Source organism: Sorangiineae bacterium MSr12523 (assembly GCA_037157775.1).
In the GTDB taxonomy this organism is placed as follows: Bacteria; Myxococcota_A; Polyangia; order Polyangiales; family Polyangiaceae; genus Pendulispora; species Pendulispora brunnea.
In genome coordinates this window covers 13,054,387-13,069,958 of the sequence record CP089982.1, presented here as the reverse complement: position 1 = coordinate 13,069,958, position 15,572 = coordinate 13,054,387, and the positions used below count along the sequence as shown (strand labels likewise).

Below are 15,572 nucleotides of genomic sequence, written 5' to 3'. Positions count from 1 at the left end.
GGGGCGCGAAACGGACTGCTGCATGAAACTCGATTTATTTAACGCCAGCGGGACCGCGATGCCAATGCTGGGCGCAACTCTGTCGCCACTCGTGTGAAATCGCCCTCCAACGTAGGCATAATCGCCGAGCTCGACAATGCATGGGTCACACCTTGGCAAGGAGGCTGCGAAGCCTTCGGGCGGCCTGCTCCAGCTGTTTTTCGGAGTGCGCTCCGAAACCGAGCACGATGCCCCTCCGCCCCGCGATGGAACAATCGGACAGGGCCAACGCCTCGATACCGTGGCGAGCACAAGCTCGGAGGAGGGCGTGGTCGTCGACCGTGGCGGGCAATTCCAAAGTAAGTACCGAGCCGGCGCGCGGAACGTGAATCGTCTCGCCGCCAGCCCGGGCCGAGCCGAGGGCGCCGACGAGGGCATCGCGGCGGCAGCGTGTTGCCTGTTTGAGGCGTCGCAGGTGGCGCGCATAGTGGCCGTCGTCGATGAATTGGGCCAGGGCGGCCTGCAGAAGATAGGGCGGTGAGCGCGTGGTGGCGGCGCGCATGCGCGCAAAGGCTGGAACCAGCGGACGCGGAACGACGACGAATCCGAGGCGCAGTGCGGGAAACATGGCGCGGCTGAAGGAGCCCATGTGCAGCACGCGCCCGCCGTGCTCGAGACTCAGCGATTGCAATGCGGGAATGGGCGCGCCTTCGAAGCGGAGCTCCCCTTCGTAGTCGTTCTCGAGGATCAGCGCCCCCGCAGAACGCGCCCATGACAAGAGCTCCAGGCGGCGTGTGAGCGCGAGCCGCACGCCCAGCGGAAATGCATACGAGGGGGAAACGATGGCCAGCTTCGCACGCGGTGCCGTGCGACGGCCTCGCGCCACGATCACGCCGTCTTCGTCCACGGGGACGGCGGCGATGCGCGCGCCCACGGCCAACAGCGCGGCCCGTGTGGAGGGGGCACACGGATCTTCGACCCATGCGAGATCGCCTGCGTCGAGAAGGGTCCGGCAGCAGAGATCCAATGCTCCTTGCGAGCCCTCGGTGATGAATACCTGCTCGACGGACGCCCGCACACCGCGCGCGACGGCGAGGTGCTGAAGCAGCGCGCGCCGCAGTGCCAGATGGCCCCGCGGATCGGCCCCAAGGCTATCCATGGGCGTGAGGGCGCGCCAGCATCGAACGAGGCTGCGCTCGAAGACGTTCCACGGAAAGAGCGACAGATCCGGCTCACCGACGCGAAATGGCCGCGCGCGGGATGTGGCGGACGAGAGCGCGTCGAGCCGCTCGTCGGAAATGAAGGACGCGAGGCGCATGGCGCTCGACGAGATGTGAAGCCGGGGATCGCCTTCATCGTCGTCGTCGAATGGCTCGCCGCGGATGACCCGCGTCACATCGGCCACCACGGGCGCACGACGTGCACCCACGAGGATCGTTCCGTCGGCCGCCAGGGCCTCGTACGCGGCCATGACCGTGTTTCGCGCAATACCGAGATCGCGCGCCAGTGCGCGGGAGGATGGCAGCGCGTGCCCCGAAGGAAGCGTGCCCTCGAGAACGGCGCGGCGGATCTGGTCCACCAGTTGCGCCGTCAAGGTCGTCGTGTTCCGCCGATCGAGGCGTAGTTTCGCTGGTACCATCGCGTAGGCCCGATCTGAGCCTACTCGAGGTGCCAGGATGCCACCATACTTCACGGTGAAGGAGCCGCCCGATGTCCGCCGTTGACGATCCGCCTCGAGTCCCTGAATCACCTTTGGATACGACGTCGCGGTTGGCGGCGCGCATCGCGGAGCGGGTTGCGGGTTTGCCCGAGGCGCCGCGCATCGACGAACTCCTGGCGCGCAAACTGCGTGGGAACGAGTTCACCACCTTGCTTCTGCACGGGCTGCGTCAGCGTGCGCTGCAACGGACGTTCGGCGATGTTCGCGAACAGGCCCTGCGCTCGCCCATGGTTCGGGCGTCGACCATCGATGCGCGACGGATCCATGCCCTCGATGGGGTCCTGTTCGATTGTGCGCGTGACTTCGAAGCCGTCGACCTCGCGCCGGTGGAGCCCTTGGGGGCTGCCGCGTGCGTCGGCGTGGATCCGAACAACGTTCTCGGCGCCGCACGTTTTGCGGAGGTTGCGTCGGATGCCTCGGTGGGGCTTGCCTTGCACGCGGCCTGGGTGCGGCGGCGCGAAGCATCGCGCGAGACGCTGCGGTGGTGTGCGAGCCAGCGTGTGCTTCGGCTGCAGCCATTCGATCGCCCGGAGTACTCACCGCATTTTCGGCTCTTCGCACTGGCAACTTCGGCGCGCGCGCCGCAAGCGGCGGACGACGATCGGGCGGAACGGCAGAGCATTCTCGAGCACCTCGCGGTATGGGCGGAGCTCGCGCAACGTCTTCCTGAAGCGGGATTCGATGTGGCGCGGGCGCGGGTGGTGCTTTCGGACACGCGCGTCGTCAAGGCGTACCTTCGGGCACGCGTGCCGCACGTCGATATCGAGAGCATGGCGCGCGGGGTCCGAGCCAATCGGCCTGAGAGTACCCTCGAAGCGCTGCGCGAGGCCGGCGTGGCAGAACGGCAAATGGCCGATGACTGGTGCGACGATCCCCTCGTCCGCGGCATGCCCGAGCTGGAACGAGCGCGGGCCCTTCAGGACGAAGTGGCCAAACCGCTTCAAGCGCGTTTTCCCCAGTTGAGCGTCGCTTACGATCTCACGCGACTGCAAGGGCTGCACTATTACCGCGGTCCCTTTCTTCAAGTTTGGTTTCAACGCGAAAGCGGTATGGAACTTCCGATAGGCGATGGCGGAGCCGTTTCGTGGATGCAGGGATTGCTCTCCGATCGACGCCAGCGCTTCACGATTTCGGGGATGGGCTCCGAGCTGCTGGTCAAATTGTTTTGCTTGGAGGAAAAGAAATGATCCTCCGACTCCCTGAACTCACATTGCGTCCTTGGTCGATCGCCGACGTGGATGCGGTGGCACGTCACGCGAATGATCGCGACATTTGGATCAACCTACGCGATCGCTTTCCACATCCGTATACGCGGGCCGATGCGGAAATGTGGCTCACGCATGCGACCCAATATCCGGAATCGTCGTTCGCCATCGAGGTCGAGGGTGAAGCCGTCGGCGGATTGTCGCTCGAGCCAATGCGCGACGTCGAATGCATTACGGCTGAAATGGGCTATTGGCTGGGTAGACCTCATTGGGGCCGGGGCATTGCGACGGCGGCGGTCCTCGCGGCCACGGGGCATGCGTTCGAACGACTCGGGCTCGAGCGGGTCGAAGCCGGTGTCTTCGAGTGGAACACGGCGTCCCAACGCGTCTTGATCAAAGCGGGTTACACCTTCGAGGGGCGCCTCCGCCGTCGGATCGTGAAGGACCAACGCATCGGCGACGTGTTGATGTACGCGCGGATCCGCGACGCCGTGGGCTGAGTGACCTCGGTGCGTCAGGTCCGTGCGAGGTAGGCCCGGTTCGCGCCGGGAGGGAAGCGGCGATCGGCAAAGATCGTGACCAAGCCGTCGGCGGTGGTGACGTCCTTGATGGTGCCCGTGCTCTTACGCCAGCGGAATTTGACGGGTGAGCGGACCAAAAGGATGGGTTCATCCTTCATGTTCAGTGCGCGCTTCCAGCGCTCTCCATCTTCGCGCGTGGCGAAGACGTACTCGTTCACGGGCATGGGGCGGCCTCGCCATACGACGTAGCCGACGTCCCAACCCGCATCGTCACCCTCCAACCCGTCGCAAAAATCGCAGACGAGGGAGATGAAAAGCGGTCTCATGGGTCGTGCGCAACGGGGGCAATTCATGGCTGACCACTGTTGGATGATGTGCGCACCAAAAATTCTCTCGGTCGGCGAAACCTCGCGCTCAATCGAGTCGTATGCGAGATGAATCCTCTTTCAAAAAGGAAATCTCGCCATGTCCCAGATCGAAAAAGTACTGTACACCGGCAAAACCCACACCACCGGCGGCCGCGACGGCAAAGCCCGCAGCGAAGATGGCCGGCTCGACGTTCAGCTCTCGTCGCCAGGTTCTGCCGGCGCCGGCACGAATCCCGAACAGTTGTTCGCGGCGGGATGGTCGGCTTGTTTCATCGGAGCCATGGGGCTGGCCGCGAAGAAGATGAAGGTGGAGCTCCCCGCCAACGTAGCCGTGGACGCCGAAGTGGATCTCGGCACGGGTGGTGGCGCGTATTTCCTGCAGGCGCGTCTCAACGTGCACCTGCCGGGGTTGGAGCGCCAAGTGGCCGAGGCGCTGGCGGAGGCGGCACACCAGACTTGCCCCTATTCGAAGGCCACCCGGGGCAACATCGACGTGGTGATCAACGTCGTCTAAGCGGGCCTATTGACGCCGTTCGCGAGATGCGCGAAACGGGCGGGGCATGCTTTCCACGGATCACGTGTCCCCTGAACTTGCCGAGGTGCGAAGCCCTGCCGAGCTCGCAGCGATCGCCGACCCCATCGCGTTTCGCAACGCCGTCTCGGAGTACATCCGCGCCAAGCATTGGGCTCACGGGTACGAGTTGCTCACGCCCTTCGAGCATACGCTGAGGCTCGCATTCGAGTGTGCGCGGCACGAAAGCCGCGGAACGCTCTTGGAGGAAGCCCTTCGTGGGCGCGAGCGCTGTTGGGAGCTGGTTGCAGCCCTCGAGGCCATCGGGGCTCGCAGCTCGGCAAACGCCCTGCGCCGCGCCCACGATCTTTGTGCATCGGTGCCCGCAGAAGCTGCGGCCAGCGCCCGGTCCACGGACGATTGGTGCCAGCTTCTCGGGCAGGAGCAATTCGCGGAGCTCGAAGCTGCGCTCATCGAGAATGAAGTGGCCGATCGTCTCGGCGCCTTCGTGACCGAGAACCGGCACCGGCTGCAGCCCGACTAGGTTGCAGGCGGGCCCGGCTTCAACCTTCTGTATCTCAGTTTAACGAAGCCTAAACAATTGGGCCCCATGTTGGTGTGTGCCATGAATCGGAAATCGTCCAGCGCTCTACCCCCGCAACCGCCGTTGGCTCAAGAAACGCAGCCCGTGCGGTTCGTTCTCGAACCACGCGCGCGGGGAGAGCGCAGCGGAGCGATGCCGGTTCCGCTGTTCTTGGCCGCCGCGCCGTCGAGCCAAGGGCTGGAGTGGCGTTACGGGTGAATGGGCGCCCGATGCTTGAATAGGGCGGTAAACGTGGACGGCTCTTCGTAGCCCACGCGATAGGCGTTCGGCGAGACGGCTCCGTTGGTAGAACGCAGCAGCGGGCCCGGTCGCGTGCGCAGGATGAGCATCGACTCGCGTGTGTTACGTCTGAAGGAGACGCCTTGTGCCGATGAAGGCGGCCACCACGGCGACATCCAACATGAGCATCGCAAGGGCTTTGAGCCACCACCGCCCCGGGTTGTACGCGATCTGACGATTGATGGTGAGCGCGAAGGCGCCGAGCACCCCGCCCACGATACCTTGGGGCATGAGGCAACCCATCGGCATTAGGATCAGAATCGCATATCCCCATCCGTCCCATTGCCCGCCCTCGCCGTATTTTCGGCCGTTCACGCTGACGCGAGGGATGCGGCGGGTCAAACTGGGCACGATACGAAGTTGGGCTTTGCTGCCATCGCGCATGGGCAACTCGAAGCCGCTCCTACCCAATTTGCGTGGGGGCTGGCCGTCCACGAGCAAGACCGGATAGCTCCACCAACCAGGCGCCAACGTGAACGACACGCGCGCGGCGGCATCGTCGATTGGCACGACGTACTCGGTTGCGCTCTCGACGGAAGATGCACCCGGCGGCTGATAGGGGTTGTTCATCGACCTCGCTGGTCATCGCACGCCGCCGGGGGAGCTTCAACGAAATACTGCCGAACAGCATAAGCAGGAACTCTCACTTCGAACCGACAGGCTTATTTGTGCACCTTGTTTCGGCTCGGCTAGACAAAGTCGCGTCGCGACTACAAACAGCGGCACGAAGCATTGGCCGAGTTCGGACATTTCACCAATAAACGCCGCACATATTATCAACCGCATTCGCGAACCGTTGCGCCCTTTTAGTGCAAATCACAAAATAGACAACGCAAACAATCGCAACTCAATTAAGCGTCGATCCGACGTTAAGCATGTAGCGCAGTTAGCGTTGGGCATATACGCTTGTCGGCGCGCAGCGAATGCAAGGTGTCGCCATTCGTGGATGCTGAGGTTTCACGATTATTCCATTCGAAAGAGAAGGACTTGCATGGAGGAGTGCGGGCACTGCACGGAACACGGTCCGTACTGCGGCCCGTGAGGTACGACTTCGTCGCCAGCGTTGGAAGCACAGCCACGACCATCACTCGTTGATGGAATGACGCCCTGCGACTGACCCACGAATCGGAAAGGGAGTCTTTCCGCCCAAAAGCCTTTTCCCGTTTGCAGACGCACGCTACCTGAACGTGATGCTCGACTTTCAAGCGCGTGCGCGTATGCCGTTTGCCGTTTTTCTCTCGTGCATGGCGCTTGGCGCCTGTGTTTCGCCGGCGGCGGCGCGGGCGCCCGTGGCCGCGGTGCCCAAGGTGGGCGCGACGAATGGCGAACTGAGGGTCGCGGAGCTTGGGACGTGCACGCTCGAGAGTGGGGAGACGATTGCGCCTTGTCGCATTGGGTATCGTACGTTCGGTAAGCTCGATGCGACGAAGTCGAATGCGGTGCTCTTTTCAACGTGGTTCACGGGGACGACGGCGAAGCTCGCCGCCGGGGTGCCGGACAAGTTGGTCGACACGAAGCGGTTCTACCTGATCCTCGTCGATGCCCTCGGAAATGGGGTCTCGTCGTCGCCGTCGAACAGCACCACCCAGGCCCGCCTTCGTTTTCCGAAGTTTACCATTCGCGATATGGTCGCCACGCAGGAGAGATTGCTCAACGAGGTTTTGCACATCGAGCGATTGCACACCGTCATGGGCATGTCGATGGGCGGTATGCAGGCGCTCGAATGGGCCGTAAGCCGGCCCGACGCCGCCGCGCACGTCGTCTCCATCGTGGGCACGCCGCAGCTCACCGCGCAGGACTTGCTACTTTGGAATGCGGAGATGCACGCCTTGGAATCCGACGTCGCTTACGCACACGGCGAATATCAAGGTCGCCCCAAGCTTCGCGCCGTTCAGGATATTCACAATATGATGCTCATGACGCCAGCGCATCGCGCCGAAAATATCTCGCGCAGCGCATTCCCAGCGTGGCTCGAGCAGGTGGAGGCGGACACCAGCTTCGATTGGAACGACTGGCATCGGCAACTCGAGGCGATGCTCGCTCATGATGTGGCCGCACGCTGGGGCGGCAACCTCGAGGAGGCAGCGCGCCAGGTCAAGGCGAAGTTGCTTTTCGTGGTCGCCGAACACGACCAGATGGTGAATCCGAGGCCGTCCAAAGTATTCGCAAAAGCGGCCAACGCCCGCCTGGAGGTACTCACCGGACCATGCGGCCACCTCGCCCCTGGTTGCGAACAGCCGGCGCTTGCGCGGTACGTTCACTCCTTCATGGAGGAGTGAGCCTCCTCGCATCGTATGAGTGCACCGGCACCTGGACGCGGACACTGAATTGGTGCGACGAGAGCCACTCCGGTCGACTCCCGCCGTCGATGGGGAATTGAAACGAATAGCCGAGCTCCGCGAAGATGACGCTCCAGAAAACGCCAAGCGCCGCGGCGGGCCTCGTTTCCCCACGCGCCGTGCCACCGCCTAGTGCCGCCTCGAACGCGACGCCCCCCGCGTCGCCCATCGTCGAAAGGCGCCCCATGCCATAAACGAGCGCGCCGTCGATGCGCTCGTGCTCCATGGTGACCATGCGAACATCGGCGCCGTACCCGAACCAGAGAAGCACGCCAAGCCCTCCCTGCCCCTCGATGGATTCGTGCACATGAAGATAGCCGAGTCCGTAGTCGCTTCCTCTGGCTCCGGTATCGAAGCGGAGGCCGAGGACGTGCCGTTTTCTCTCCTCCTGCCGCGGCCCCTCCGCGGTGGCGGGACGCTTTCCAACGTGCGTGTCGGCAGCCCAGGCTCGAGCAGAAATCATCGAGAGGAGAAGTCCCATAAGCAAAGAGCGGGCATGCATACCTCGGAAACGAGGCAGCCCGGTGAACCTTACAGATTACCGATCCGCTGCAAGCCGAAGTTCCGGCGGAGCCTGAATGTCGTCGCTCGTCCCGTGCTTCCGATCGGGCCCCGCACTCGAGACACGAATCTCGCCGCTCTCCTCGCAAACGATGAGGAAAGGTTGATCCCAAGCGTCCAGCGCCTTCGATGCGGTATCGATGACCGATTGTCGCAACGTTTCGACCGAAGGGCACCCATCGGCGGTAAGTCGATATGACAAAACGGCCTGCCGCAGAGCCTTCGCATTTTGTTCGGTCATGGCAACCTTCGCCTCGACGTACTTGTTCAAAACGTGAAAGCCAATGGCTCCCGATATGAGCGATAGAATCGCCAGAACGACGAGAATCTCGATGAGTGTCATTCCGCGCGCTCTTCGGCGAACGGAATGAGAATGGCAACCCGACACGATGTATCGATGCATGGTGTTCCCCTCGTGAATCGCGCTTCGTGATTCGCGCTCAGAGCAAACCGTGCGCCAGTCCGGGATAATGCGTTTTCCGGCCTGCCCTCGCATGAGCGACGGCCACCTTTGGAACGAATGGCAATGTCCCGGCGCCCCCTCGCCATTCTGGCACCCACCCCGCATCGCCCATGCCGCGAGCCCCTTGCCGGGGAGCCCGGCCCATGGCCGAAGTCGGTCAGCGCCCCCCTCGCGAAGGCGGCCTCCCCTTCACCGGGGCTCTTCGCCCGAGAAAAACGCGCCTCTGGCCCCCGACGTGCCGTCCCCCCTTCGCATCGGGCGCAGCTTGCGGTAAGGGTAGATCTCACGTGAGCGCGCATAGCTCAGCTGGATAGAGCGCCGGCCTTCGAAGCCGGATGTCGTAGGTTCGAATCCTTCTGCGCGCGCCAGGATCGACGATGATGGTAGAAAACTCGGGCGAGTCTAAACGCCCGAGTTTTCTAGGGTTTCCGCCTCACTGTGAGAAGGGCTCTCGCAGAACGATTCGAATGTCGTTCTCGTGCGCGTCGATGCGCTCGATCGGGCGGTGCACGTAGTTGCTGCTGACTGTGCCACCGCCGATTACGCGAGCGCGCCAGGCTTCTTGGAAGCGCCTACGGGTCTACGTGCTGGCTGGAAGCGGAGTCTGCGGGCGGCCGACCGGGTGTGGCGCGGCGCGACGGGAGCCATGACCATGCCCAGACGAAAGGGGCCACGCGATGTGGTGTTGCTCTCCGCGTTTGCCGAAAATGAACATCTCGTCGAAGAGGCACACGAGTGGAAGCAAAACCCGGGAGCAGGAGGATTTCTCCAAATCCCTGATCTCGCAGTTTCTCTGAACCTGCAATTGGGCCGCCGACCCTTCAACTCGACGCAAGGACACCGTCACAGTCACATCTGGCTGCGTGACACAGCGGTTGCTCCTCGCGTCGACTCACTTTGATCGGGCTTAAAATCTAGTCACCGCAACAGCATTCGCTAATTGGAGTGCAAGTGCTCGCCACCGGAACACACCCCTTCGCTCCCACAATCGGTCCGAGATTCGCACAACTTAATCCATCGAGTAGCGCTTCACAACGACCATTCTGTACTCCCACGGCCACACAGTGGTCCCCCACTGCGGGACGCACCGACGAAGACTCGGAAACCAACGGCGACGTTTTCTCGCTACTGATATCTTGTAACCCGTTTTCCCCTTTTTGATCCGGCACGGGTTGTGCGGCGCACCCAGCAAAAAACCCAAAAGACATCAAAATCCCCGCTACTTTCTTTGACATGGTCATACCCCCGCAAATTGGAGTGGCAGGATAAATCGTTGAGATTCGTGAGCTAAGACTCGCAGCATCAACGGCAACTATTCTTGTCACGACGCCTGGATATCGCGACCGCGAAACAACAATCCAAAACAGATTATACTCGTTGGCGAAGTTGAAATTAACAAATTTAACTTATCCCATCCGTACGCATTTTAGATGCCAATATCCATTCTGGTGTTTATGTGACACGCTGGTGCGGGTAGCCGAGAGTGCACTTGAATGTCGGCGCCGACAGGGGTCCGCTTTTGCTACTGCTAGTTGCCGCTTGGAGTTCGCATGTTCCATGCAACTGGAATAGGCTTGAGCCTCGGCCGCAACCCCCGGCCACCGCCTGCGAGTCGAACATCTCGCCGCGCTGCGAGGTCACGCCTTCCGACGGTGGCCACCCGCTCCCGATACCAAATCTCCGATGACGGCAGGGATACGTTGCGCGAGTTCATCCATGAGCATCCTAACGGCGGGGGGACGATATCGCCGGTTCGGGCTGACCAGATATACTTCGAATTGAGGAATTTCCCATTCCGGCAGGACGCGCAGCAACTTGCCAGTCGCGAGATGCCGCGCGCATTGAATTTCGCCGAGATGTGCAATGCCGAGCCCTGCCTGCACCGGTACGAGCAACTGATCGGAAGGAGCCAATAGGAGCCGGCGGCGGACGGTGATCGTTCGCGTTTTGCCGTCCGATCGCAGCTCGAACGTCGCCGAGGTTCGAGATTGGACGAGGATGTCGTGTTTCTCCAGTTCGTCTGGATGCGCCGGCAGGCCCCGCGCCTTCGCATAGCCAGCGCTGGCACACAGGATCCGGCGTACGATCGCAACCTTCCGCACGAGAAGAGCCGAGTCCGCCATCTCGCCGATCCGCACCGCAATGTCGATCGCATTCGCGACGAGGTCGACCCGCCGGTCCGTCATCTCCATTTCGACATCGACGAGCGGATACCTGCACATGAAGTCCAGCACGATCGGCAATACGACGAGGTTTCCGAACGTACCCGAAGCCGAAATCCGGACTAGACCGCGCGGTTCGGCTTCTCGCCCGATCAACTCGTTCGAATGCATTTCCAGACGCCGGATCAGTGGCCACGCTTCCTCCAGCAATTGCGTACCGGCATCGGTCAAGCTGGAGTTCGCCGAGTTGCGCTGGACGAGGATCATCCCCGTCATTTCCTCGAGGCGCGCGAGTCGGCGCGAGAGCGTCGACTTGGCGACGTCGTATTGACGTGAGGCGCGCGACAGGCTGCCGGCGTCGGCGATCAGGGCGAACCAATAGAGATCGTCGAGCGAGTACGGTAGGGTGTTCATTATTTGGAACGCGTACATTCCTTCTGCGCCACTATGAACGCAATAGTGAACGCTCATATTGTCCTCTCGGTGAAGGCCCGAAGGGCGGCGCCTTCAATAGGAGCGGGCCATCATGAGCGATATCAAATCCATCCATTTCCTCACCTTCCCGCGCGTCAGCGAGCAGGACCTACTGACGGCATGGGAACTCTTGCGGGCTCTGGCCTGGGGCTTCGAGCAGCAAGGCCGGCGGCTGGACGTGTCGATCGGCGGCTTCGAACGGGGCCCCGTCGCCACGCATATGGGCACGGAAATCAAGACCGACCGGGTTCTCACGGCCGCCGACCGGTTCGATGTGCTCTATGTGCCGGGTGGCCTGGGCGGAGGCCCTGCCTCGCAAAACCCGGCGATCCTAGATTTGATCGGCAAGCATCACACCGAGGGCCGCTGGGTGGCCGCCAACTGCTCGGGGGTCGGCGTCCTCTTTCGCTCTGGTATTCTCGATGGCAAGGCCATTACGTGTCCGGTGGCGCTCGCACGCCGCCTGCCGAAGCTCGGCGCCAATGTGATCAACCCCCGCCTCGCTTGGCACGTGGACGCCAAAAACAAGATCTTCACGTCTGGTGGCGGAGGCACGGTCCATCCGAGCACCATCGCGCTGGTTGCGCACCTGTTCGGGAGCGAAACCGCCACGGGGCTGGCCGCAAACTGGGATTCGCTCGCATTGCATGGCGACGTACTGCTTCGGGCCGACGGTCCAATGATGGGCCTTAAACCGGAATTGGCGACTGCCGCACAGGATAGTTACGAGATGGTCTTCCTACCCGACTGATCATCGGCCGGTCGCCGCCGCCGAGTACGGCTCACGAACGGCGGCGGCGGCACCAAACACAAACGCGTGAGAGATCATACGAGCGATCGCGAGGCATCACGATGAACGGATTGTGCGACAACGAAGACGATATTGGCGACGTGCCACGGAGCCAGCTTCCGGTCGCGAATGACACGGACTCGGGGGTTGCGCGGCATTGCCATTGCCGATGTCGAAACCCAAATGGCTCGCATGTCCCTCTTCACCCCTATCCCTAACGCGGTCGTGGTTCGCGCGGCCGAGGCCGAAGTCGTGGGTCGTGCGCCGACGAAGGTTCAGCTCTTGGCCGACAGCTCCGCAACGGGTGGGGCGCTCTCCACCGTGCGCGTCACCTTGGAAAACGGTGCCGACGGCGCGCGTCCGCACCATCACACCAAATCCGCCGAGATGTTCTATGTGCTCGATGGCTCCGTCCAGTTGCTCGCGGGCACGAACGTCGTCATGGCCACGCGCGGTGATCTGGTCGTGGTACCGCCGCGTACGGCGCACGCTTTCGCAGCCGCACGTGGCAAAAGTGCCGATCTGCTGATCGTCCTCGCGCCGGCGGTCGAGCGATTCGAATACTTCCGACACCTCGCTCGCATTGCGTTCGGCGACGAGCCGCCAGAGACGCTTGCAGATCTCCAACAGCTCTACGACAACTATTTCCAGGATAGTCCGGAATGGAAGGCCGCACGCGCGTAAGCGGAGTCATGCCGGACGCGGCGAAGGCGAGAGCCGGCAACATGCTCTGCAATTCATGACGACGGAACATTTCGTATTGCAGACCGCTCGGGCTGCGACCATCCAGGTGGGGGGACGGCAGCACGATATCGTGCTCGGATGCATCGAGCGCCGCGCTTGGCCAGTCCGCAGCGCAGTGCGTGTTCTTTGGTGGCATGACGAGTGTGGTCAAGTACTGCTCTACATACTCTGTGATGCACGGGCGATTGAAATACTGGGGGTGGCCGATTCCGTCGTGGTGGAGCAGCACGGAGGTCTCGAGGTGCCGATGCGCCGCGATGTTCCAATCGTAGGGGGTGGCCTGGTCGTGGCGTGCGGTGAGCATCAGAATGGGCGGTGCGTCCGGAGCCGAAAGGCGGTGTTGCGGATTGTTGACCTTCACCGGGAAACCGTAGCAACCAGGGCTATCACCCCAGAAGAGCGTCATCTTCGTGTGCGGGTACATGGCGTCGAGGACACGACGATAAGTATCGAGGTCGTGGAAGCTGCGTGTGGGAAACTTCCAATCCTGGCAAAGGACGACTTGGTACGCGTAAGCGGTAACCTCCTCTTCTTCGGGCGGTGGGGGGAGTGGCGTACCCGGCGTGCCGGTATCGAGTCTCCAGAGACGATCGGCAAACTTGAGCAATCGGTCGTCAAGATTGTACATGCCGGAGTGCAGGTTCCCTCGCAGTCCGAGTACGCCGACGCGCCTTTCCGCTAGTAGGATCGATCAATGTACCCGCAAGGGCTTTTTGATACAAATCATCCCATACGGCGAGGACGTCCCTTCCGTAGAGTTTGCACACGGGGGCGCGCTCGCACCAGTCGGCGAATGCAAGGAGCGATTTTTCGGAATCTTCCGTAAGCGTCTGCAGATGCCGGAAGTCCGAAGTCATGCTGTGATCGGTATTGGAATCGAGGACCATCGCGCGTATCCGCTCGGGAACTTGCTCGGCGTACTGCTGCCCTCGCGCGTGAACTTCGGAATATCCGTCACGGAGAAGCGACCTTCAGGTTTCCGATTGGAACGTGAGTCTCGTTCTCGTCTCGAATGCCACCCACGGCGATGCCCTGGCGAATGGTGAAATGACATTCCAATGAGTTCGTCGCCGAGTGGTCTCGCGGACGTTGCCGGGAATGCCGGCTCATGGAGTCGACGGCGGGAGCTGGCTCACGATGGAGCCTGCGGCATCCAAGAACTGGATGACCGGAGAGCCGTCGGTGTTCACCTTGATGACCATTCGATCTCGGCCTTGCATACCCTTTAGAACGAGCGATGCAGAGGCATCGAATGCCCGCCTCACTGGATGCAAAACCGGTGACGCATGCCGCGCCAAAAACGAGCGTCAACACACCTGAATAGACGGCTGAATGTGGAGTGCCCACGGGGTGGCGCGCCGTTCAAAGTATCTTCACGGACGCTCGCTCGAGACGCGCCACGTCCATGTGGAAGATGCGGCGCTCGCATCCACAGCGGCCAGATTGTCCCATGACGGAGCATTCAGCGAGCGAACATTTGCTCGCTGAATGCTTCGAGATTTCTTATCGAAGGATCACTATTTTGCTTGAAGCGTGAGGTTCTTCCATCCTGCGGGTGCGTCCATGGCAAATGCTTTTGCGTCCACGCCTCGGTTGAATTGAATGTTCGTCACGTCAATCGAATAGGCCACCGTGCCGTCGTCCTTCGTGCCCACCAGCTTCAAGAGCACGCCAGTTTCGTCGTCGACCCACATCTTGAAGGCCGCGGCGCCGAGCTTGGTGCTCAAGTACGCGTCGTGCAGGCCCTCGACCACCGTCACCGTGCGCCCGAGGAGCCGCTCGGTTCCCGTGATCTTCGCCTGGCCCGCGGTGAGCCAAAACGCATAGTTCTGTGGCGACGTCACTTCTTCGGCGACGCCGGCCCATGCGGGGTCCTGACGGTGAACGTAAACGGGCTCGCATGTGTTGGTGAAGAATTGACGCGCGCCCACGGGCCGCTCAACCGGCGCGAGTGAGCTGGTTTCGAAGCTCGATGTATCCGGATGTCGAACCTGGCCATTTCGGCCATTCGAGACGTGCTCCACCACACTGCCTTTCTGGTCGGTGATGCGTACGGAACTCGATCGAAGCGACTCGGAGACCGTGAAATCGACGTGCTGGTTCTGGCCATTGTTGGAGAACGCAATGTCGAAAGTGCCTTTCACGTCGCGGTAATGGTCCGTCGCATCGAGCATCTTTTGCTGAAGCGAAACGATCTTCGGATCGGCCACGAGCGCGCTTGCACAAAGCCCGGCGTCGTCGTGAATGTCCGTAGCAGCGAGGCTTGCGACGGAGTAGACCCAAATCTCGTCGGCGCCGGTGACACCTTGCGGAGGTACGCCGTAGGCGTTCACGCCGATGGACATCGACGTGGACATCACGGTTTGTACGCCAATATAAGACCAGCCGCCCGGGGCCGTATTTTGATTGAGATTGCCGATTCCGTCGATGTTGAAGCCCACCTTTCGATAGTATCGTGCGGACGGATCGGTAAACAGCACGTTGTTCAGATAAACCCTTAGCTCGAATTTACGGCCATCGACTCCGTTGAAATCCCAATAATACACTTCATGACCGGACGTCTGTCGGCGGTGATCGCCATTGCGATCGCCGGATCCTCCCCCGTATGCCCAGCCCGGCGCGCCGGGCGTGCTGCAATTGGGGTACTGCGACGCGCTGCGATCATTGTCGCAATAGAACGTTCCGGCAAAGGCGGGCGACGCGGCAAGGAAAGTGGAAAAGAGCGCACCCATACCAAACATGCTGCGCGAGATGTTCATAGCCATTGGATGACCTCGTTATGATTTCACGGTGCGAAAAAGTCGCGGGCCCGAATCAGCAACGACAATGCCAGGCGCCAGGCGCTCGACCAA

The 15,572-nt window shown here is 61.8% G+C and carries 16 protein-coding genes and 1 tRNA gene; 10 read left to right on the top strand and 7 right to left on the bottom strand.

The window, feature by feature from the left end; all coding sequences use genetic code 11:
* Positions 1–145: 145 nt before the first annotated feature.
* Entirely contained in the window at positions 146–1,573 is a 1,428-nt protein-coding gene (locus tag LZC95_51975) for a PLP-dependent aminotransferase family protein (GenBank protein ID WXA94930.1), read from the bottom strand.
* A 116-nt stretch (positions 1,574–1,689) separates the two neighbouring features.
* Here LZC95_51975 and LZC95_51970 point away from each other — a divergent pair, with 116 nt between their 5' ends.
* A complete protein-coding gene (locus LZC95_51970; GenBank protein WXA94929.1) occupies positions 1,690–2,886 on the top strand; it encodes a hypothetical protein in 1,197 nt (398 codons plus the stop codon).
* Complete coding sequence (locus tag LZC95_51965) at positions 2,883–3,404, top strand: GNAT family N-acetyltransferase (GenBank protein WXA94928.1); 522 nt, start codon at positions 2,883–2,885, stop codon at positions 3,402–3,404. The genes LZC95_51970 and LZC95_51965 overlap by 4 nt, the downstream gene beginning before the upstream one ends.
* A gap of 14 nt (positions 3,405–3,418) precedes the next feature.
* Here the strand turns inward: LZC95_51965 and LZC95_51960 are convergent, their stop codons facing one another.
* Positions 3,419–3,751, bottom strand: a complete 333-nt coding sequence (locus tag LZC95_51960) for a hypothetical protein (GenBank protein WXA94927.1) — start codon at positions 3,749–3,751, stop codon at positions 3,419–3,421.
* A gap of 139 nt (positions 3,752–3,890) precedes the next feature.
* Between LZC95_51960 and LZC95_51955 the strand changes: the two genes are divergently transcribed.
* The 3 genes from LZC95_51955 (at position 3,891) to LZC95_51945 (ending at position 5,106) form a co-directional block, all read left to right on the top strand.
* Positions 3,891–4,307, top strand: coding sequence for an organic hydroperoxide resistance protein (locus tag LZC95_51955; GenBank protein ID WXA94926.1), 417 nt, complete (start codon positions 3,891–3,893; stop codon positions 4,305–4,307).
* A gap of 46 nt (positions 4,308–4,353) precedes the next feature.
* On the top strand, positions 4,354–4,848 hold the full coding sequence (locus LZC95_51950; protein ID WXA94925.1) for a hypothetical protein: 495 nt from the start codon (positions 4,354–4,356) through the stop codon (positions 4,846–4,848).
* A gap of 81 nt (positions 4,849–4,929) precedes the next feature.
* Positions 4,930–5,106, top strand: coding sequence for a hypothetical protein (locus LZC95_51945; protein ID WXA94924.1), 177 nt, complete (start codon positions 4,930–4,932; stop codon positions 5,104–5,106).
* 144 nt (positions 5,107–5,250) lie between these two features.
* On the opposite strand, the gene LZC95_51940 is transcribed toward LZC95_51945, so the two are convergent.
* Positions 5,251–5,757: a hypothetical protein gene (locus LZC95_51940; GenBank protein ID WXA94923.1), complete on the bottom strand. Its 507-nt coding sequence runs from the start codon at positions 5,755–5,757 to the stop codon at positions 5,251–5,253.
* Between the two features lie 620 nt (positions 5,758–6,377).
* Here LZC95_51940 and LZC95_51935 point away from each other — a divergent pair.
* Complete coding sequence (locus tag LZC95_51935) at positions 6,378–7,466, top strand: alpha/beta fold hydrolase (GenBank protein WXA94922.1); 1,089 nt, start codon at positions 6,378–6,380, stop codon at positions 7,464–7,466.
* On the opposite strand, the gene LZC95_51930 is transcribed toward LZC95_51935, so the two are convergent.
* Both LZC95_51930 and LZC95_51925 read right to left on the bottom strand, forming a co-directional pair.
* Positions 7,453–7,989 (bottom strand): hypothetical protein, encoded by a 537-nt coding sequence (locus LZC95_51930; GenBank protein ID WXA94921.1) that lies wholly within the window; start codon positions 7,987–7,989, stop codon positions 7,453–7,455. The genes LZC95_51935 and LZC95_51930 overlap by 14 nt on opposite strands.
* A 75-nt stretch (positions 7,990–8,064) precedes the next feature.
* Complete coding sequence (locus LZC95_51925) at positions 8,065–8,430, bottom strand: type II secretion system GspH family protein (GenBank protein WXA94920.1); 366 nt, start codon at positions 8,428–8,430, stop codon at positions 8,065–8,067.
* A 411-nt stretch (positions 8,431–8,841) separates the two neighbouring features.
* On the opposite strand from LZC95_51925, the gene LZC95_51920 reads away from it, so the two are divergent.
* Positions 8,842–8,918, top strand: a tRNA-Arg gene (locus LZC95_51920).
* A 1,269-nt stretch (positions 8,919–10,187) separates the two neighbouring features.
* On the opposite strand, the gene LZC95_51915 is transcribed toward LZC95_51920, so the two are convergent.
* Positions 10,188–11,126, bottom strand: coding sequence for a LysR family transcriptional regulator (locus LZC95_51915; protein ID WXA94919.1), 939 nt, complete (start codon positions 11,124–11,126; stop codon positions 10,188–10,190).
* Positions 11,127–11,238: 112 nt separating this feature from the next.
* On the opposite strand from LZC95_51915, the gene LZC95_51910 reads away from it, so the two are divergent.
* The 3 genes from LZC95_51910 to LZC95_51900 all read left to right on the top strand — a co-directional run bounded on the left by LZC95_51910 (position 11,239) and on the right by LZC95_51900 (position 13,402).
* Entirely contained in the window at positions 11,239–11,937 is a 699-nt protein-coding gene (locus LZC95_51910; GenBank protein ID WXA94918.1) for a DJ-1/PfpI family protein, read from the top strand.
* A gap of 222 nt (positions 11,938–12,159) precedes the next feature.
* Positions 12,160–12,660, top strand: a complete 501-nt coding sequence (locus LZC95_51905; GenBank protein ID WXA94917.1) for a cupin domain-containing protein — start codon at positions 12,160–12,162, stop codon at positions 12,658–12,660.
* Positions 12,661–12,715: 55 nt separating this feature from the next.
* Positions 12,716–13,402, top strand: coding sequence for a hypothetical protein (locus LZC95_51900; protein WXA94916.1), 687 nt, complete (start codon positions 12,716–12,718; stop codon positions 13,400–13,402).
* An 835-nt stretch (positions 13,403–14,237) separates the two neighbouring features.
* Here the strand turns inward: LZC95_51900 and LZC95_51895 are convergent.
* A complete protein-coding gene (locus tag LZC95_51895) occupies positions 14,238–15,485 on the bottom strand; it encodes a hypothetical protein (GenBank protein ID WXA94915.1) in 1,248 nt (415 codons plus the stop codon).
* Between the last annotated feature and the right edge of the window lie 87 nt (positions 15,486–15,572).